The 19,561-nt window shown below is 60.4% G+C and carries 12 protein-coding genes and 2 pseudogenes; 8 read left to right on the top strand and 6 right to left on the bottom strand.

The annotated features are described in order from the left end of the window. The first annotated feature begins 365 nt into the window (after positions 1–365). The 4 genes from ACWRN3_RS18625 (at position 366) to ACWRN3_RS18610 (ending at position 5,064) form a co-directional block, all read left to right on the top strand. On the top strand, positions 366–1,625 hold the full coding sequence (locus ACWRN3_RS18625) for an alpha/beta fold hydrolase (protein WP_476741574.1): 1,260 nt from the start codon (positions 366–368) through the stop codon (positions 1,623–1,625). Between the two features lie 65 nt (positions 1,626–1,690). Next, the gene (locus ACWRN3_RS18620) at positions 1,691–3,016 is read left to right on the top strand and encodes an MFS transporter (protein WP_476741573.1); all 1,326 of its coding nucleotides are present in this window, start codon (positions 1,691–1,693) and stop codon (positions 3,014–3,016) included. A 33-nt stretch (positions 3,017–3,049) separates the two neighbouring features. After that, positions 3,050–3,979 carry a carbon-nitrogen hydrolase family protein gene (locus ACWRN3_RS18615; RefSeq protein WP_476741572.1) on the top strand — a complete coding sequence of 310 codons (930 nt, stop codon included), beginning with the start codon at positions 3,050–3,052 and terminating at the stop codon, positions 3,977–3,979. Between the two features lie 377 nt (positions 3,980–4,356). After that, the gene (locus tag ACWRN3_RS18610; RefSeq protein ID WP_476741571.1) at positions 4,357–5,064 is read left to right on the top strand and encodes a hypothetical protein; all 708 of its coding nucleotides are present in this window, start codon (positions 4,357–4,359) and stop codon (positions 5,062–5,064) included. 156 nt (positions 5,065–5,220) lie between these two features. Here the strand turns inward: ACWRN3_RS18610 and ACWRN3_RS18605 are convergent, their stop codons facing one another. Further along, positions 5,221–5,787 (bottom strand): recombinase family protein, encoded by a 567-nt coding sequence (locus ACWRN3_RS18605; RefSeq protein ID WP_476741570.1) that lies wholly within the window; start codon positions 5,785–5,787, stop codon positions 5,221–5,223. A gap of 206 nt (positions 5,788–5,993) precedes the next feature. On the opposite strand from ACWRN3_RS18605, the pseudogene ACWRN3_RS18600 reads away from it, so the two are divergent. The 3 genes and pseudogenes from ACWRN3_RS18600 (at position 5,994) to ACWRN3_RS18590 (ending at position 9,089) form a co-directional block, all read left to right on the top strand. After that, positions 5,994–6,297, top strand: a pseudogene (locus tag ACWRN3_RS18600) (DUF4193 family protein). Positions 6,298–6,766: 469 nt separating this feature from the next. Then, on the top strand, positions 6,767–7,810 hold the full coding sequence (locus tag ACWRN3_RS18595) for a serine hydrolase domain-containing protein (RefSeq protein ID WP_476741569.1): 1,044 nt from the start codon (positions 6,767–6,769) through the stop codon (positions 7,808–7,810). A gap of 175 nt (positions 7,811–7,985) precedes the next feature. Further along, positions 7,986–9,089 (top strand): serine hydrolase domain-containing protein, encoded by a 1,104-nt coding sequence (locus ACWRN3_RS18590; RefSeq protein ID WP_476741568.1) that lies wholly within the window; start codon positions 7,986–7,988, stop codon positions 9,087–9,089. A 781-nt stretch (positions 9,090–9,870) separates the two neighbouring features. On the opposite strand, the pseudogene ACWRN3_RS18585 reads toward ACWRN3_RS18590, so the two are convergent. The 4 genes and pseudogenes from ACWRN3_RS18585 to ACWRN3_RS18570 form a co-directional block, all read right to left on the bottom strand. Beyond that, positions 9,871–10,306: pseudogene (locus ACWRN3_RS18585) on the bottom strand (recombinase family protein); the annotation flags it as partial. Positions 10,307–10,422: 116 nt separating this feature from the next. Further along, the gene (locus ACWRN3_RS18580) at positions 10,423–11,712 is read right to left on the bottom strand and encodes an ISL3 family transposase (protein ID WP_476741564.1); all 1,290 of its coding nucleotides are present in this window, start codon (positions 11,710–11,712) and stop codon (positions 10,423–10,425) included. A gap of 205 nt (positions 11,713–11,917) precedes the next feature. Beyond that, positions 11,918–13,282 (bottom strand): SNIPE associated domain-containing protein, encoded by a 1,365-nt coding sequence (locus ACWRN3_RS18575; RefSeq protein WP_476741567.1) that lies wholly within the window; start codon positions 13,280–13,282, stop codon positions 11,918–11,920. Next, a complete protein-coding gene (locus ACWRN3_RS18570) occupies positions 13,282–14,496 on the bottom strand; it encodes a hypothetical protein (protein WP_476741566.1) in 1,215 nt (404 codons plus the stop codon). The genes ACWRN3_RS18575 and ACWRN3_RS18570 overlap by 1 nt, the downstream gene beginning before the upstream one ends. 444 nt (positions 14,497–14,940) lie before the next feature. Between ACWRN3_RS18570 and ACWRN3_RS18565 the strand changes: the two genes are divergently transcribed. Next, complete coding sequence (locus tag ACWRN3_RS18565; protein WP_476741565.1) at positions 14,941–18,033, top strand: SIR2 family protein; 3,093 nt, start codon at positions 14,941–14,943, stop codon at positions 18,031–18,033. Positions 18,034–18,054: 21 nt separating this feature from the next. On the opposite strand, the gene ACWRN3_RS18560 is transcribed toward ACWRN3_RS18565, so the two are convergent. Then, a complete protein-coding gene (locus ACWRN3_RS18560; RefSeq protein WP_476741564.1) occupies positions 18,055–19,344 on the bottom strand; it encodes an ISL3 family transposase in 1,290 nt (429 codons plus the stop codon). Positions 19,345–19,561 lie beyond the last annotated feature (217 nt).

The following is a 19,561-nucleotide window of genomic DNA, read 5'->3' as shown; positions in this document are numbered from 1 at the left end:
AGCAGGATGCCTGCGGTGATCAAGCCCAAGACCCAGATGCTGGGAACGGACGGTCTCTCCACCTGGGACAGCACCGCACCCAACAGACTCAGAGCCCGGGGTCGTTTCAAAGGCGGCCGTAGCCTTCAACCACGCCCGCCGATGAGGGTAACGCACATCGGACGGAAGGCCGCCCTGCCCGAAGGTGCGGCGCCGTACGCGAAGGTCAGGCGAACCAGCCGCCGCGTGCATAAGGAGAGAACCCGACTTGTTGACGTGGATCACACCCTTCGCCTACTATCGCTAAGACAGTAATACGGTAATAGCGATGGGGCTAGGGGATCTGATCTCAGCCGCAGAGCCTCTCTGGAAGGTTGTTTGACGACATGCTGCCTGACCCCCTTGCAGTGAATGAGCGGATCCATAACGATTCGGAACTGCGGGATCTTTCAGGCAACGCCGATATTGTCTTCCAGTTGCATTCGCGTCTTGGTACCACTTGGACGGTCACGGTCTGTGACGGCGACACGACCCTTGCCGGGGCTCAGGATGGAGACGAGGCCGCATTCCGGATCGAGCTCGATGCCTCGGACTGGTCAGACCTGCTGGCGTCCAGCCCGTCCCCGGGGAAACAGCACGTCGCTGCTTTTGTTTCCCCCCGCGGCACGGGAACTGTCTCGGGAAGCCAAGAATCCTATGCCCAACACCTGCACCTGGTCCGCCGGGTCCTCGAAATCGCCGCCGCTCGTCCGGAGTCGGCCCCCCCGGCAGTACGAAGCCTGGACCACGTCGTCGGCCGGTACGCCCGCACCCATGTCGAGTCTTGGGGGGACTGCGACATTTACTACGAAAGTGCCGGCGACGGACTGCCCGTCATCCTGCTCGCCACAGCAGGATCCGACAACCGCCAGTACCACGGACTCATGTCGGACCCGCAGCTGACCTCGAAGTACCGCCTTATCGCCCCCGACCTGCCCTGGCACGGCAAATCGATGCCGGCCGCCGGCCGCCGGGGCTCCGAATACTTGCTAACCACTCGCACCTACACCGACTGCATCGCCAACTTTATCCAGGGACTCCGACTGCCGGAAAAGCCCGTCCTGGTCGGCGCGTCCATGGCCGGGGCCGTCGTCGTGGAGATGGCCGCCCTGCACCCCGACCTGCTGCACGGCGTCGTCGGCTCCCAGGCCGGCCCGCGGGTCTCGAACCGGCTCTCAAAATGGCTGCGCAATCCCAGAGTCAACCAGGCCCTCCATGTGCCCGAATGGACGTACGGACTCATGTCACCGGACTCGCCCAAAACCGATCGCGACCGGGTGTGGTGGGGCTACTCCCAGGGCGGCTATGGCGTCTACGAACGTGACCTCGAGTACTACTGCACAAGCTGGGACATCGACAACATCGCGCACCTCTTCGACGAGTCAACCCCTCCGGTCGTACTCATGAACGGCATCTACGACTACTCCGTGCCCCCCGAAGCAACCCGGGAACTCGCCTCACGCATCCCCTACGCGGTCTACCGGGAAATGCCCGAACTCGGCCACTTCCCCCACGCCGAGAACCCGGAGGTGTTCAGCAAACACCTCCGCTGGGCGCTCGACGCCATTCAACAACAACACAAGACCAGCAAGACCCAGCAAGCCTAAGACGACAAACAAAGGCTGGAGGACGGGACCCGAATTCCGCACTCCAGCCGTAAAGGAGATTACGCATGGTGCTACCCAGCCCTTCCGCGCAAAGCGGCCACACCGAGCTGGTGGATCTGCCGAAACGGGACCGCCAGAAGCGCATGGTCGCTATTGGTATCGGCAACTTCATGGAGTGGTTCGACTTCGCTATCTACGGCTACTTCGCTGCCATTATCGGCGCACAGTTTTTCCCATCTGGTGACCCAAGTGCCGAAATGCTGTCGGCACTTGCCGTGTTCGCCGTCGGGTTCATCTCGCGCCCGGTAGGGGCGCTCTTCCTCGGCCCAATGGGCGATAAGCTGGGCCGGAGGACGGTTCTGATCATTACGGTGCTCGGAATGGGTGCCATCACGACTCTTATCGGTCTCACGCCGTCATACGCGACCATCGGAATCGCCGCTCCGATCCTCGTCGTGGTCTTGCGCCTGCTGCAGGGCATGCTGGTTGGGGGGGAGTGGACAAGCGCCGCCGCATACATCGGCGAGAGTGCCCCCAAGGGGAAGCGTGCACTGTACGCGAGCCTAATAACCGCGACCGCTGGCCTGGCATTCCTGATTGGAACGCTTGTCGCCGCACTGCTGACGGCTAGCATGAGCGCGCAAGACCTAGCGAGTTGGGGTTGGCGCATTCCGTTCATCGCTTCCCTGCTGATGGCACTTATTGCCGTCTACATCCGACGGAAGCTTGCGGACACCCCCGTTTTCGAAGAGCTGGAACGCAAGCGTGCCAATAACACCGTCGAGGTAACGAGCCGTGGGCTCAAGGTGCGCGCCTTTATCATGACGCTCGCATTCGCGGGCATCTTCGGTGTGGGCCTGTATTACTTCATCACCTACTCAAACAACTACCTGTCCGGGCCCGTTCGCATGCCGCGCATCGACTCCCTCATGGTGACAGGAGCAGCCATGGTGGTGTACGTGATCTTCAACCCGCTGGTCGGTATGGCCGGTGACCGCATCGGCCGGCGCCCCGTGCTCCTGACCGGCGTAATCGGGCTCATCGTATGGTCGGCTCCAGCGTTCCTGCTTATGAGCACCGGCAACCCCTTCCTCGCATTCTTCGGCCTGGTGGTGTTCTCCCTATTCGTCGCATGCTGCGCAGTCATGACCAACGTACTGCTGGTCGAGGTATTCCCCGCATCGGTCCGTTCGACCGGCTCAGCAATTGGCTACAACATCGCTTACGCGTTACTGGCCGGCCCCGGACCTTTGATCGCCGCTGCGCTCGTGGCTGCCACCGGCCTGCTGGTGTCCCCCGCGTTCTACATCATCGCAGTGGCGATTCTCGCCCTGGCCGTGCTGTGGCCGATGCTGAAAGAGACCAAAGACGTTGACATTTCCTATGGATAACCTCGCACCCCCTTCACGGGCACGGAGATAATCATGAGCAAAGTTGCAGTAATCCAGAGCGCTTCCGTGCCGTTCGATGCGGACGCATCAACGACAAGGGCGGAGGAGCTCATAGCCGAAGTGGGAGCTGCCGGTGCAGAACTGGCAGTATTCCCCGAAGCATTCATCGGAGGCTACCCCAAAGGTACGGCGTTCGGCGCTGCCGTCGGGTACCGTACAGAGCGCGGACGCGACGAGTATGCGCGGTACAGTAACGGTGCCGTCACGCTGGACGGGCCGGAGGTACGGCGCCTTGTGAACGCTTCATCCGAGCACGGCATCTTTGTCGTCATCGGAGTGATCGAGCGCTTAGGGAACACCCTGTACTGCACTGCGCTGCTAATTTCTCCCACGTCAGGCCTCGTCGGGAACCACCGGAAGCTCATGCCGACGGCCACGGAGCGACTTGTGTGGGGCTACGGCGACGGATCAACCCTTGACATCATGGACACGCCCCTCGGACGTGTCGGGTCGGTCATTTGCTGGGAAAACTACATGCCGCTCATGCGGCAGGCGATGTACGCGAAAGGTGTGCAGCTGTACTGCACCCCGACCGCCGACGATCGGCCAACTTGGCAGGCAACCATGACCCACATCGCCCTAGAGGGCCGGGTGTTCGTACTGTCCGCTTGCCAATATCTAACGCGAAGCGCGTTCCCAGCTGACCACCCCCTCGACGTCGAACCGCCGCACGATGACGTACTCATGCGAGGTGGAAGCGTGATCATTGACCCATTGGGCAACGTTCTCGCCGGGCCGGTTTTCGACCAAGAAGCGATCCTGTTCGCAGACATCGACCTTGAGTCAAAGACAAAATCCCATCTGGACTTCGACTCGGTCGGGCACTACGCACGGCCCGATATTTTCTCGTTGACGGTCAATACGAGGCCTGGGGACTCGGTGACGTTCACCAACGACCGCTAACACTTGCTTCAAGGGGGTGTGACCCTTATCTGACGCACGCCCTTGGTCTGTGTACGTGTTTTTTATATGTCACTAGGACTTGGTTGGGGTGCCGTCGTATGGCAACGGCCCAAGTCGGGCGCCTGCCCATAGTTTTTGGCGTTCCGTTGATCCCAAGCAGGCCAATAATCGTGCGGTCGAAGGGATCGGCAGCGGCATGCCAGAGAGCGGACAGCTAGTACGCTGCTATTCCGGTCTGCCGCGCGTTAACCCGTTGCTGCAAACGCCGGGGCAGCGGCCGGGGACCCTACGTAGTTCAACTGAGTGAAACGCCTGCCACGACAGGCCGCAGTCAAGTTCTCAAGCAAGGCGACGGTGTCGGCCGGTACCATCGGGCCATGACCAGCGAAGACGACTACGCCAAACACATCCTTCAGGCAGGGGAGGGGCTTGACGGTTTGAGCCTGGAGCAGCTGGGGTTCGAACCGCGCCTAGAGGACCTCACGCCGGAGCAGCACAGTCTGTTGGGCGCTGATGACATTGAGTGGATGGAGTCGATCACGCCGGAACGCCGGGACGGAAGCCTGGCCCAAGCAAAACTTCTGGCAGGCGCTCTTTGGGAGGCCTCCGTCGTCCTGATCGACCAGCTCTTTGAGGACCTCGCCGGCCTGAGAAGGCTGAACTCGATTGACCGCAAGAACATCGCCAATACCTTTGTCCTGTCGTGGCTGCCGCCAAGGTACGCTCACAATTATGATGTCGGCTTTGTCCAGAGGTTTTTGGTGGTTGCCACGGACATGACCGGGGCGCTGGTCAGGGGATGGAGCCGCCCTTCGTGCGTGGCACAGGAGCTGGCGCTGCGCTGCCTGCTTGACCAGGTCGAAGTCATTCAGGACTCCTACGATCTGGACTTGGCAGACGGCTGGCGGGCCAGGCTCGAAGAGCAGATGTTCGAGGACACGGACAGCGAGATGCTTTACCAGAACGCCCTGGACGGTTTCGAGAACGATGTCGAGTTGAACATGCAGATGGGTTTTGCGCCGATGAACGTCCGGGACTGGTTCGAGCCATTCACCGGCGCCTCCGTCCCGCCATTCGCGCGCTGACGCCGTCACTACTGGATTGGCCGCAACGCCGACGCAGGAACAGATCCAGGAAGTGGCGAAACTCCGGCCAAATAGCGGTTGGCCGAAGTTTCATGGCTAACCCTGCCGGGTAAACCTCGAGGTTGGCTGGGAACCTTGGGGGAGGAGGGGAGGGGGCTACGCCAGCGTGGCTTGGCGAAGGTACTGATAGACCGTTTCCCGGCTGATTCCGTAATCGCGGGCAAGGACGACTTTAGGGATTCCGCTACCGGCGCGCTGCACCAACTCTGCCGCCCGTTCCGGCGTCAGCGTCTTTTTCCGCCCTTGGTATGCGCCACGCTGCTTGGCAAGGGCGATGCCCTCGCGCTGACGTTCCCTGATCAGGGAACGCTCAAATTCGGCGATGGCACCCATGACCGAGAGCATGAGGTTGGCCATGGGGGAGTCGTCACCAGTGAACACGAGCTGTTCCTTGAGGAACTCAACCCGCACGCCCCGTCGGGTGAGGCTCTGGACCAGGGCGCGGAGGTCATCGAGGTTGCGGGCGAGCCGGTCCATGCTGTGTACAACCACGGTGTCGCCGTCACGGACAAACCGCAACAGCTCGGTCAGCTGCGGCCGCGCGGTGTCCCTGCCCGAGGCCTTGTCGGTAAAAACCCTGTCCAACACCTGGCTCTCGAGCTGTCGCAGCTCGTTCTGGTCCACTGTGCTTACCCGCACGTAGCCGATCGGCTGACCATTCACGGCGACCTCCAATCCTCATTGTGAGAACGAGTGTCAGCCTCCTCGCGGAGGAGGTCAAGTCACCCGCGCACAGGGTTTATTCGCCCCCCCGGCCGGCGCGGCCGGCGGGAGCACAGCCCTTGGACACGGGAACAACGCGTGCGTGGTGTACGTTGCTCCCTGGTCAGGAAAGAACCTGCCGAGAACAGAAATGAGAACTGCTCACAGTGGCTGCCGATTACGACGAAGTCTGCCCCGACGTCAAGGAATCCCAGGACCGTTCGCTGGAGGCCGCTAAAGTCCGCCAGCGCCCCGGATGCCCGCAGCGTCGTCACCGAACTGGACGAAGCCGACGCCTTCGATGAAGGTCTCACTCCCGGCGGTGAAATCGTCTCCGAGGAGCTCATCGTCCAGGTCGTCCCGCAGGGCTCGGATGAGTTCACCTGTGCTTCCTGTTTTCTGGTCCGGCACCGGTACCAGCTCGCGCGCGAGAAGAACGGCCAGTCGTACTGCATAGAGTGCGAAAGCTGACGCGCCCAGGGCGCCGGCGCCAAACCCTTCTGATGTTTAGGTGCCAGGCCGTTTCCGGTAGCGCTGACTGCCCAACTGAGGACCGCAACGCGTAGCACCAAATGATGCACCGGATGAGAAGCGCAGGGTTCAGCTTTACATAAGGTCCATTATCGGCCTCTTAGAACAGGCATTTAGTAGCTTTCTGGGATGCCTGCAGTGGTTAGGTTCTCTCGACTCGTTTGTGCAATTCTCCTAGAATTGAGTCGCTGGGACTACGGCGCCGGATGTTCCTTGGCCGGGGACGGTGCAGTTGCGGCTCGCTCGCGTACTTGCACCGATGCAGGGTGGTGCCGTGAAGACCATAAGGCGTATTCTTCAAAGCTCAGCTGCGGTTCTCGCGTTAGCTCTCAGTGCGTGCACGGCCCCGGCCCCCTCCCCAACGCCGGCCGCTACGACGACTGCGGCGCCCACGGCATCACTTGACTTCATGATGCACTCCTTGATGGATCAGGGTGCCGTAGCCGTTCTGGCCGAAGTCCGGTGGCCAGGAGGCATCTGGGCCAAAGCGTACGGAGTCCGGGACCTCCAAAATCGGCAAGCAGCCAAGCCCGATGACAGGGTGTCAGTTGCGAGTATCACCAAATCAATGACCGCCGTTTCGGTGATGAAACTCGTAGACGACGGACTCATCGGCCTCGACGACCCCGTCAACGGCATTCTGGACAGCTTCACCACGGTCCTGCATCCCCCCACCCCGATCACCGTCCGGCAACTCCTCGCCCATACCTCGGGCATGCCCTCCTTCGAGCAGGCGAGCGAGAAAACACCCGAGGACTTCCCCCGAGCTGTCACGGAAGAAATATCCGCCCAGCGGGCGTTGGAGCTGACCGCCTCACTGCCATGGGAAGCAAAAGACGTCGGGTCGTTCCACTACTCCAACTCGAACTACTACGCGCTGGGCCAGTTACTGGAAAAACTGCGCGGCAAGCCCTACACGGAAGTGCTTCACGACGACATCATCGCCCCGTTGGGGCTTACAGCAACCTCTATCGACAAACCCATAGGAGGAATACCCGCTATGATTCATGGCTATGTCACCGTTCGTGGTGAACGCGTGGACGTAACGGACGGCGGCGGGCAAGCCAATTCGTCGCCGGCCTTCGGTGTTGTATCCACGATGCACGACGTCAATGACTTCTTTGCCGCACTATTGCGCGGGGATCTCGTGTCGGATGCTTCCCTCCGGGAGATGATGAAGACCGCCAGCGACTTTCCCTTCTATGGGCTGGGGATTTGGAAATGGCCTCACGGCTGCTCCAATGACTTCCGGTACGGTGGCATGGGCGGTTTCTGGAGCTATCGCACCGTGGCAGTCAGCAGCAGCAGCGGACGGTATCAAGCCACAATGACACTGATCCCGCCACTTATGCCCATCTACCTTGAAGACCCGGACTCCAACAACAAACTGCAATCGTGGGACAACCGGATACTGGCAGAACTCCAGGACACACTCAACCGACTCTGCCCATGACGACCACCAGTCCCCGCCTAGGAGCAATACCAGGCACTATTAGCCGGAAGCACATCCGGGCGATGGCTTCCGCCCGCGCCGCACACGGCACGGGACGAACCGAACAACGGCTTGCTGCCGGCCTTCCCAGGCAACCCATCGAGAGCCGTCCTGTATGAAAAAGAACGCTGGGCTAGTGGCCGTAGCCCTTGTGCTTTCTGCGTGCACCTCTAGCCCCCCTGACGACACCGCCACCACTCCAGCAGCGAGCCTTGCCCCGGAGCTAGAAGCCTTCGCCGCCGACGCACTCGCACATGGAGCGCCCGCCGTGGTCTTCCATGTGCGCAAGGGCGAACAGGAGGAGCTCAGGTCAACGGGGGTGAACGATCTCGACTCCCATAACAAGGCGGCGCCCACGGACAAATTGTGGATCAGCGGGGCGGGAGCACCAATGGTGGCCGTGTCCGTAATGAAGCTGGTGGAGGCAGGCACAGTCCGCCTCGACGACCCCGTCTCCGCTCATCTGCCCGAGTTCACCGGCATCTTCAAGGGCTGGGACCCGACAACGGTGCGGGACCTGATGGGCAGCACCTCAGGCCTGCCGGACTACTTTCCGTCCCTGATCCAGACCCGAACATTGGACGAACTCCAAACGCGCCCGCTGTCCTTCGAGGACCGCCTCAAAATCGCGGCCGGGGCGGACCAGCCGCCGGGACCGGTGACCTACTTCGCGTGGTCTGCCACGAACTGGGAAGTCCTTGGCTGGCTGCTGGAACGCAAACACCACCGCCGGCTCGGCGAGATTCTCGCCGAGGACGTGTTCGTTCCGGCAGGCATGGTCAACAGCCGTCTCGCTGCCCCAGGACAGCCACCGGAGCCCATGATCCACGGATACGTCGTGGATCATGGAAACCGGCGTGACTTCACGCGTGTGGATGCCACCGCCGGCTCAGCCGATGCTGGGATCATCTCAACCGTGGAGGACCTCAGCAGGTTCATGGCAGCCCTCACTACCGGTCACCTCATCCACCAGGAAACGTGGGACAGCATGATTGGCGCCAAACCATTCTCCTTGGGCGGCATTCGTCCCCGCGAAGACATCTGCCCCGGAACGCTGCTCATTTCCGTCGCAGGCGGCGGTGGCCCCTATAGCGTCCAATCGGTCGCCTCACTCGACGGGCAAGGGCAGGTTACGATAGCCGCCGTACTCCCACCCAGTGAACTCAACATCACAGACGTGCCCCCGCTCGTCCCCAAAATGGAGAACGCTCTCCTGCAGACAAGCAAAAGCATGTGCTAGCTGGCAGCACTGCTCTTCCCAGCTTTACGGGAAGGGCGCGCTCAGCGAACGGGGCGCGCCTTTTCGTGCCCTTGGGGGCTACCCGTGCCCGGCGGTACAGAGCCCGGAGAGGATGGAGGAACGGCCCTGACAAACGACTTCTGGTCCGTAGGAACAGCGTCACTCCTAACGCGCCTGAGCTTCCATTGCCCGTGTAAGGATCCGAAGTTAGCATTTAGTTCCTGATACGAGGAGGTGAGCCATGCTCAATGAGCCGGATCTTGTGGCGGCTCTGCGGCGTCACTGGGAGTTTGCAGGCGTGGACGAGGACATAGCCCACGAAATTTACCACCATGATGCCGTGCTTGAGTTCCCTCAGTCCGGCGAACGGTTCGAAGGCCTGGAGAACTTCCGTGAGTGGCGACGGCAGTACCCGGCGCGGCTCAAGTTCCACACTCGGCGGATCACTCATCGTGCCGACCTGGTCGTTGTAGAGAACTTGATCAGCTACGACGGCGCGCCTTGGATGTTTACAGTCGGCCTGATGGAGTTCAGGGGCGACAAGGTTGCTCATGAGCGCATCTACATCATGGATGGCTGGGAAGCTGCGGAGTGGCGCGCCCCATGGCGTGCGGAGCGTTCTGCCGACCCCACTCCTCCGCCTCCCTAGCTGACCCGCGACCCAGCCCAAATCTGAGGACTGCCAGCGCCAGTAGTTCCTCCTTCGTGCCCGAGCCCTGTTGTGCCATGTGACTTGAGACCAGTCCATTTTTCCGCCGGCACTCAAGCGAGAGCGCGGCCGGGTCTTTTTCCGTCCTTTGTAGGCGCCGCGCTGCTTGGCCAGGGCGATGCCCTCCCGCTGACGTTCACTGATAAGGGAACGTTCGAATTCAGCGAATGCACCCATCACGGAGAGCATGAGGTTGGCCATGGGGGAGTCCTCACCAGTGAAGACCAGACTCTCTTTCATGAACTCCACCCTTACGCCTTTGCGTGTCAGGCCTTGAACCAAGGCACGCAGGTCATCGAGGTTGCGGGCCAGCCTGTCCATGCTGTGCACAACCACGGTGTCCCCATCTCGGGCGAACCGCAGCAACTCTGTAAAGCTCTGGCCTCGCGGTGTCCCTGCCGGAGGCCTTGTCCGTGAAGACCCGGTGTAGAACCTGGCCTTCGAGCTGGCGCTTCTCATTCTGGTCCAGCGTGCTCACCCGCACGTAGCCGATCCGCTGCCCGCCCACGGTGCTCCAATCCTCTTCCTGTCAGGTTGAGTTCTAAGCTCGTTCAGGAAGAAAGTCAAGGCATGTGCATACCGGCTCTTCACGGTTCGTGGTGAATGGTCTGCTGTGATGAATGTTCATGCCGCTGTTCTGGCGGCACTGCGCAACAGGATACGCATTTTGTAGTTGCGTGCGTTGGTGAATCCCCGGCCTGTCCTTTTGATGTGCTTGATCGCGGTGTTGTTGGCTTCCACTTTCGCCGTTGTCGCGCCGGTGACAATGAGGACTTCGATCTCTTTCCACCATCGGCAGACTGTGCGCCAGAGCCGGCTGGTTTCCGGCTGTGCGGATTGTTCTACCAAGGCCTGGAGTCGGTCTTTCGCGGCGGCCGCATCGGCGAGGGATCCGGTAGCGAGCAGGGTCCGAAGCTGTTCTTTGACCAGCCAGGCGGTCTGCAGTTTCCCGGTGGCATCGTCGGTGGCGAACACTGTGCTGAGCCTGTTCCGGGCCCGGTCCGATAGCGTGTCCCCGGCACGCAGGAGCAGTCGCCGGTTGGCCCAGACCGGATCGATGGAGCGTCCTCGCCGGCCATGCACCTGCTGGGTGAGGCGTTGCCGGACTTCGGTGAGCATGTCGTTGCCGAGCTTGACCAGATGAAACGCGTCGACCGAGACCGCGGTGCGTGGCAGCCACATCCGCAGTGCCTTGCGGAAGGCCGCTGACGGGTCGATCGCGACGACCTGCACGCCCAGACGCCACTGCAGTGGCCGGGCGAACAGCCATTCTGCGACGCCCTCGCTGTCGCGGCCGTCCACGATCCCGAGCACTTGTCCGGTGTCCAGATCGACAATGGTGGTCATCCAGGGTTCGTAGCGCTTCCAGGCCTTCGTGGCCGGGTCACGGAAGAACCGCACAGACCGGTAGCGGTGTTCGTCGATCCCGAGCATCCGGGGAGCCAAGGCGTCAACATTGGGCAAGGTCAGTGCCGCGGAATCCAAGGCCCGCTGCACCAGCCACCAGGAGACACCGAACGAGGAGGCCGCTTCCGCTGCGGCCCGTCCGGATCCGATGACGGCGGCCACCAGGGCGTCGCGGAGTCGGCGGGTGGACCGTGCCCGGCGCGGGACCTGGGCTGTTTCCTCCGCGAACGTCCGCCGGGGGCAGAGGTACTCATCGCAGAAGAATCTCCGCTTGGCCCAGACCACTTCGACCGGGCCAGCGACAGGGATATCACGCAGCCGTTGCGGCCGACGTGAATGCACCCGAGTGCTGATCACTCCGCAGGACGGGCAGCCGGCCTCGGCCGTGGCTTCGATACGGACCCGCCGCTGTCCGAAAGTGAGGACATCAGTATCGGTGACGCGGTAGTCGGGCAGGTTGAAAATGGCGGTGGCAGCATCGGGGCGCGGGGAAGTAGGCTCGATCAAGGCTCGTAGCTCCTGACTTGATGAATGCGTAGAGAACATCCATCACAGCAGGGCTACGAGCCCTTAGCTTTCAAGACACGGAATCCGTTTCACCACGAACCACGGAGAGCCTGCATACCGTTTCGAGGTCCACAAGCTGGTTTTCCGCCGCAGGTGCAAGTGAATGAGGGGCACCGCCCAACTGCTGAGCGCAGCGGGAACGTCTCTACTGCTTAGCGATGGGCAGTGATGAAGCCTTCGGTTCTTGGGAAGGTCTGTCCGGCCAGTGCTTGATGGATTGAAGGTACTCGGTGGCGTCCCCTTGTTCGCTGAATTCCAGAAGGTTCCCCACTTTTTCCACCAGTACGTCCCGCACTTCAGCTGGGGTGGCGAAGAAGAATTCCTTCCGTGGATTGGCCTGGTTCACGGCCTTCGTCGCGAAATGCTTATGGAGCTCGTTTTCCAAGGTGACTGCATCTTCAGAGAAGAAGAGGGTGTGGATGTCGAAGCGGAACGGTACTGATGCGCCGCTGAGCTCTGCGACGCGTTCCGCGGGTTCGAGGCGCCGCGTCAGACCGATCTTGACGACGTCATCGCCGAAGGCCCCGCGGTTGGAGATCACGTAAACGTAGCCGGCGCGGATGTTAGCTGCGCGGAAGTCGTTCTGAGCGATGGCTTCGTCGATGAGCTCGAGCCTCCGTTCGAGATCGGCATCCCCCTGACCGGATGCCCGCATCGCGTTGAGAGCATTAAGGAGGTGGGCGCGTTCCTTATCGAGCAGGGCCCGTTCCTCGGCGAGTTCGCGTTCGACGCGACGTTCCTCGCGCAGACGAGCCTTTTCCTCTCGTTCTGCTTCTTTCTCCTCCTGCTTCTTCATGAGCCAGTCGGCAGTGAGCTCGATTTCTTCGACGCGAAGAGCATGAAAGTCATCACTGATATGCATTTCCATCAGTGCGCCCAGTTTTGCGATCGCCATGCGGGAAGCATCAAGGCGACGCTTCGCCGTGACAACATTGCCTAGCTTCAAGGATCTGATGCTGTTGTCCGCCTCGGCGTTATAGGCGCGAAGCATAAGTTTGGCTAGGTCATCGGTCATGCGTCGACCCTTGGCAAGGGAATTGTTGAAGGTGAAGAGGTTCGACTTCACGATCGCTTGCCCGAGTGTAACCAGCTCGGCGATTCGCGCTTCCACCTCGTCTAGGCGTTCACGGAAGGACGCTGCATTCTCAAGCGGGTGGTGATAGCGGTAAATGCCGACTTCTTGAAGCACCCGTTCGTCGTTGAGCTCAACGTAAGGAGTCGATGCGTCGGAGAGCTGCCGCCGAAGCAGCTCGTTTTCGGCCTCGAGAAACGCGACCCGTGCAGCAACTGAAGATTCGGTAGATTCGGCTTTGCTGGCTGAGGCGTCAGATGCGGGTGGCAGCTCCGTGTCGTTTGGTGCCGGCGAATCTCCTGATGGCAGCCAGAGCTGCCACCCTGGCGGTGGCTCCGGCCAACCTGGGTCCGGCGTCCAGCCTATTGGAGGCCGCCAGGACGCGGGGGGTTGGGGCCAGCCAGGAGGCGGATTGAAAACCAGATCACCCGTCGTCATCAGGAGCGCCGGACTCCCGAGACATTCGCAGGTGTCAGTCCGAGGGGGTTTTTAGAGACCGATGCACCTAGGTGTTCCAGCGTGGCGGCCGGAACAACGGCTGAGAGATCGATTTCAGAAAATGCCTCACGTGAAGCGCCGAGTGCGGCGAATGGGATGTAGGTTTCGTTGCCGGTGGCCGGGTTAATCGTTTGTGTTCCGACTTCCAGCGCGATGCTTTGGATCAGCGACCGGCGGTCAGCTTCGAAGATCTCATGCAGGGTCCGCAGCACGACTTGGTGAACGATTCCTGCATATCTGTCCTTCGCCTCTTTCTGCGAGAGGGCTACAGGTGTTATCTCGTCGCTGGCCTTTACGTACTTGTAGGACTTGATCGTGGGGATCTGCTCTGGGCTTGGGATGAGGACGCGCAACGCGAGCTCTGCTGTTCCAGGGTCAAACTGTGCCTCGTGCTCTACCGTGAACCCGTCCGGGTAGACGGAGTTGGCGAGCACAATGCCTACGTACTCCTGTACGGCTTCGACGGAACCGTAACTGAGGTTTGTGATGAGTTGGTCGATCGAGGCGTTGTGCTCAGCAACCTCGGCCTCACGCGCGGCGCACTCGTCCAAGTACCGGGCTTGTGCTGCCGCCAGCCTTTGCTTTCGGTTGTTCTCATCGGCCGCGTACCTATCAGCAGTCGCTTGACGCCGCCCTGGCAGCTGCGCCATCTCGTGCTCCCAGGACGAATAAGCCTGGGCAAAGGCGGCCTCAGCTTGGGCCTGGGCCTCAGCAAGCTTTTTCTTGCGGCCGAACAGCCCGGTCGGGGGAGCAGGGGGTTCAAAAACAGGGGCTGGGGGATCGGACAGGGGTACAGGGGCCGGAATTGGCGTCTCCAGCCTCCGGTCGAACGCCGGATGCTCGACCCGCCTGCGCAGGCTGGCAAGGTCAACGTAATCATCCACGGCCAGAGTCGATTCAAGGAGGCTGTCGACTTGGTCGTAAACGCTGGCAAGTTCGGCATTCAGCTGATCGACTTCTGCCTGGCGGCTGGCCACGTGAGCGTCATGGGCCTCTTTTTCAAGGCGTTTGCGGTCCGCCTCGGAAGCACGCTGCAATGCAACCTGCGCCCTCTGCTCTGCTTTCCACGCCTGCTCAGCCCGGCGCGCCGACGCCGCCTGCTCCCGCGCCGCAGCCCGTTGCCGCTGTTCGGCCACCTTCGCCTGGTGCTGCATTTCCGCTAAAAACCCACGACGACGTGCCACTTCAAACCCCCAGATACAATTTCCGTTCACATTAGCAAAGTAACTGGAAACCTAAAGTATCCGACTGCTTACTTGGGCCAGAACATCTGGCATCAAAAAACGAATTCCGACGGCACGCAGCGATGTTTCGTGCATAACGCCCAGCAACTACAGGCTCGTTGGCCACCCTGAGCCGCACTGGCCGATGGACAGGCAAGGGGCGGTGTATTCCACCTCAAATCCCCTCCCATCGCTGCCTCACATAACGTCGGCCATCCGCTCTGGCTGGGAGGGAAGAGGACTGCGCACCTCTTTCAGTCCGCTAGACACCCGTGGTGATTATTTGCCTTCTGGTATCCACTCACCGCCCGGTGTGTGCGGCGAGTTGAAGGGTCATGAGCGAGACCTTGGGCGCGCTTGTGTGACTATGTCTCAATGGAACCTGAAATCCGATATGCCGCCCTGAAGAGTGCAGTAGCGGAAGGGCGCATCGTCGTAGTGGTGGGGGCTGGTCTTTCGATGCATGCAAGCCAAGCGGCTTCATGCGCATCATGGTTTGGCTTCGTGGAAACCAGCATCGAACATGCGAAAGCAACCGTTCCGAGCGCGACGGATGCGTGGGGAGAAGCGGTTGTCAGTCTTCTGACCTACGCAAAGGCAGCAGACGACACCCCGACTCTCATTCGGGCTGCAAGCATGGTTCGTGACAAGATTGCTGAGAATGGCCCTCAGGGGCTGGCCGCTTGGCTGTCTGAGACCATCGGAAGCATCGAGCCAAAAGACCACTCTTGGTCTCGTGCCCTTAGGTCGCTGAAATGCCCGATATTCACCACTAATTACGACACACTCATTGAGCAGGGTACAGGCCTCGAATCGGCCACTTGGACCTCGCCAGCGGACCTCCACGCCATTGCTCTTGGTAAAAAACCTGGAGTGGGGCACCTTCACGGTGTCTGGTCGGACCCACAATCAATCGTCCTCACCGAAGGCGAATATCTCAGCGTTCTCGACAGCCCGGCTCCTCAAGCAATTCAGAAAGCACTTTCGACCCTGAAATCCATTCTTTATGTTGGGGTCGGTGCTGGCCTAAGCGACCCAAACTTTTCCAATCTTCTGGACTGGCATCGAACCACGTTTGAAAACTCAGCCATAGAGCACTTTCGCCTCTGCCGGGAAGACGAGCTCCAGGAGCTGGTCAGGGAACATGCCACGGATGCGATCGTTCCCATGGCGTATGGAAAGAACTTCGACGAGTTGCCCGCGTTCTTGAACGGACTTGTGCCGGTAGACGCACGAACAACAGTCACCGATGTCGTTGTCGACGTGTCAGCCTTGGCCTTCGACGCAATTACTGACCAGATCAGAGACGATACGATCGTCGGCGAGGTATTGGGCGAAATTGAGCACAAAGCCATCGACGACTTATTGGTCCCACCGGTTCTACTACCCGTTCCGCACGAGCAATTTGTGAACTCGGAGGCATGGGAAGTGGGAGTTAGGCCAGAGCGAACAGACCCACGTTCAATAGCTTCCCTCAACGGGGTAGTCATACTTTCCGGTGAGGAACATTGCGGTCTTTCTACCGCTCTGCGATGGTTGCTCGCTGCCTCCGGTCGGCAGCGCCCTGGCACGGTGCCTCTCTTTGTGGATTTCAAGCACTGCCAGCCAGCTCCTCGCCCCATCGAGTCTCAGCTTCATATCCAAGCCGCCATTTTGGGCATCATTCCAGGGAAAAAGAACCCGCTTCCACCGTATGTTGCTGCCGTCGACAATATGACACCCCACGCAGGAAGGCTCTCTGACCGGGCGATTGGCGAGATAGCCAATTTGGGATGCCAGCAACTGATACTGGGATGTCGCCAAGGTGAAGAAAGCGAGCTTCTTGAACGCCTGCTAGCCGCAGGCGTGAAGGCCGAGGTGCGCTACGTCGGCCGCCTTGCCCGGTCAGATGTGCGCAAGATGGCTAAGTTGGTGAGTCCAACTAAGTTTGCCGCAATCGCGGAAAGTGTCGTTAGACTGCTGCGCCAGCAAAACCTTCCTCGCACGCCCTTTACGGTGTCACTCTTGATTTCGATCTTGATCAAGGGCAATGACATTGCCGCCAACACGTCTCACACATCAATACTGGATCAGTACGTTAGCCTCCTTCTCGGTCGGGGGGATCCCCATGACGACTCCAGATTCTCTCTGGATTCCGTGCAGAGGGAAGCCATTTTGGCGGATATCGCACGGTTGTTCATTGAAGAGCGCCAGGGTTCTCTACCCATCTCCAGCGTTACATCTCGGGTCGAGCAATTCTTTGAAAGTCTTGGTTGGACGGAATCTCTGACGGAGGTGCTCAATAGCTTTTATCAACGGCGGGTGCTTCGGTCTGAAGGGAGCTATGTTCGCTTTTCGCAGGACAGCTACCTTTATCTGTTTGCCGCGAAAGCTGCGCTAGATGACGAGGAGTTCTTATCGCTGCTCATGCGTGAGCCGCTATTGTTTGCTCCTATCCTGAGGCATTTTGCTGCACTGAAGCGTACGAGTCGTGTCCTAGTGCTGAAGATGCAAAAGTTGGTCGAGGGATGGTCTGAGATAGCGCCCAGCGGTTCCGCTTTCAGACAGTTGGAAAAAAGCGATCTACCACCCGATACTGAAATGTTCGAGAGCGATGAAGCTAAGGAATCCGAAACAAGGCTCGAATCGGCTGACCTGGAAGAAGTCGAAGCGGAGGATGTCGACGATGATTACGCATCCATCGGCCACTACAAGCAGAAGGGCATCCAAGCTCCATTCCCACTAACGCTGGATGAAGACCTACCCACTGTCCTCCGCTACTCGATAGCCCTAGATCTTGCCTCCACCGTCCTCAGGGATTCCGACCGTGTCACCGATCTGCAACTGAAGAGTTCTTTGCTTAAAAAGGTTCTTTTCGGTTGGGGAAGCCTCATTGACCATTTCTCGGGCGATGAGCTCTTCCGGGATTCGTTCCACCAAGTTGCTGAGGCGGCCGCCTCCGCCATGAATTTGGAGGGCGAGGTGCGGGATAGGTATGTGGAGGAGATAAGGGATGTGCTGCCACCTGTTTTCGTTCTCAGCGGAGTTTCATCGACACTTTCGTCGCGGAAGCTCCTCAAGATTCTTGTCGCTGCGGTGAACGAGGAAGGTGTTCGATCGGATGTGCGGAGTGCCACTGCCTCCGCAATGATGCTCTACGATCTCCGGGAGGATGGCTGGGCGGGCCACTTGGTCACTGTCTTATCGCCCCACAAAGACACTTGGATCGTGGCGTCGTTCATGAGGCGCCTTGCGGCCGGTGCATTCCTGCAGGATTCCGTCAATCCGGCGGACGAGGTCGATTTGCTGGCCTTTGTGGCAGACCTTCAAAGCCGTGAATATCGCTGGAACAACGAAATTGACCGCAAGGCGCACGTAGCGAAAGTGCAGCAACGATTGCGGACAAAAAAGACCTTGGAGCGGTTACAGCCACAGTCAAAGAAAGAGGCGGTTGGATCAGGCACTGAGGCTCTTCACGGTTCGTGGTGAATGGTCTGCTGTGATGAATGTTCATGCCGCTGTTCTGGCGGCACTGCGCAACAGGATACGCATTTTGTAGTTGCGTGCGTTGGTGAATCCCCGGCCTGTCCTTTTGATGTGCTTGATCGCGGTGTTGTTGGCTTCCACTTTCGCCGTTGTCGCGCCGGTGACAATGAGGACTTCGATCTCTTTCCACCATCGGCAGACTGTGCGCCAGAGCCGGCTGGTTTCCGGCTGTGCGGATTGTTCTACCAAGGCCTGGAGTCGGTCTTTCGCGGCGGCCGCATCGGCGAGGGATCCGGTAGCGAGCAGGGTCCGAAGCTGTTCTTTGACCAGCCAGGCGGTCTGCAGTTTCCCGGTGGCATCGTCGGTGGCGAACACTGTGCTGAGCCTGTTCCGGGCCCGGTCCGATAGCGTGTCCCCGGCACGCAGGAGCAGTCGCCGGTTGGCCCAGACCGGATCGATGGAGCGTCCTCGCCGGCCATGCACCTGCTGGGTGAGGCGTTGCCGGACTTCGGTGAGCATGTCGTTGCCGAGCTTGACCAGATGAAACGCGTCGACCGAGACCGCGGTGCGTGGCAGCCACATCCGCAGTGCCTTGCGGAAGGCCGCTGACGGGTCGATCGCGACGACCTGCACGCCCAGACGCCACTGCAGTGGCCGGGCGAACAGCCATTCTGCGACGCCCTCGCTGTCGCGGCCGTCCACGATCCCGAGCACTTGTCCGGTGTCCAGATCGACAATGGTGGTCATCCAGGGTTCGTAGCGCTTCCAGGCCTTCGTGGCCGGGTCACGGAAGAACCGCACAGACCGGTAGCGGTGTTCGTCGATCCCGAGCATCCGGGGAGCCAAGGCGTCAACATTGGGCAAGGTCAGTGCCGCGGAATCCAAGGCCCGCTGCACCAGCCACCAGGAGACACCGAACGAGGAGGCCGCTTCCGCTGCGGCCCGTCCGGATCCGATGACGGCGGCCACCAGGGCGTCGCGGAGTCGGCGGGTGGACCGTGCCCGGCGCGGGACCTGGGCTGTTTCCTCCGCGAACGTCCGCCGGGGGCAGAGGTACTCATCGCAGAAGAATCTCCGCTTGGCCCAGACCACTTCGACCGGGCCAGCGACAGGGATATCACGCAGCCGTTGCGGCCGACGTGAATGCACCCGAGTGCTGATCACTCCGCAGGACGGGCAGCCGGCCTCGGCCGTGGCTTCGATACGGACCCGCCGCTGTCCGAAAGTGAGGACATCAGTATCGGTGACGCGGTAGTCGGGCAGGTTGAAAATGGCGGTGGCAGCATCGGGGCGCGGGGAAGTAGGCTCGATCAAGGCTCGTAGCTCCTGACTTGATGAATGCGTAGAGAACATCCATCACAGCAGGGCTACGAGCCCTTAGCTTTCAAGACACGGAATCCGTTTCACCACGAACCACGGAGAGCCGGCACTGAGGAATAGCATTGGGAGCCGTCTTCGCAATTAATTGCCCGGGCAGGAGCCTGTCAACGATGGTCGAAAAGTAAGCCATTTTGCCGCCGTCACAATTTCA

The sequence above is a fragment of the Pseudarthrobacter sp. rb genome, assembly GCF_056389225.1.
This window is presented reverse-complemented; position numbering and strand designations above follow the sequence as displayed.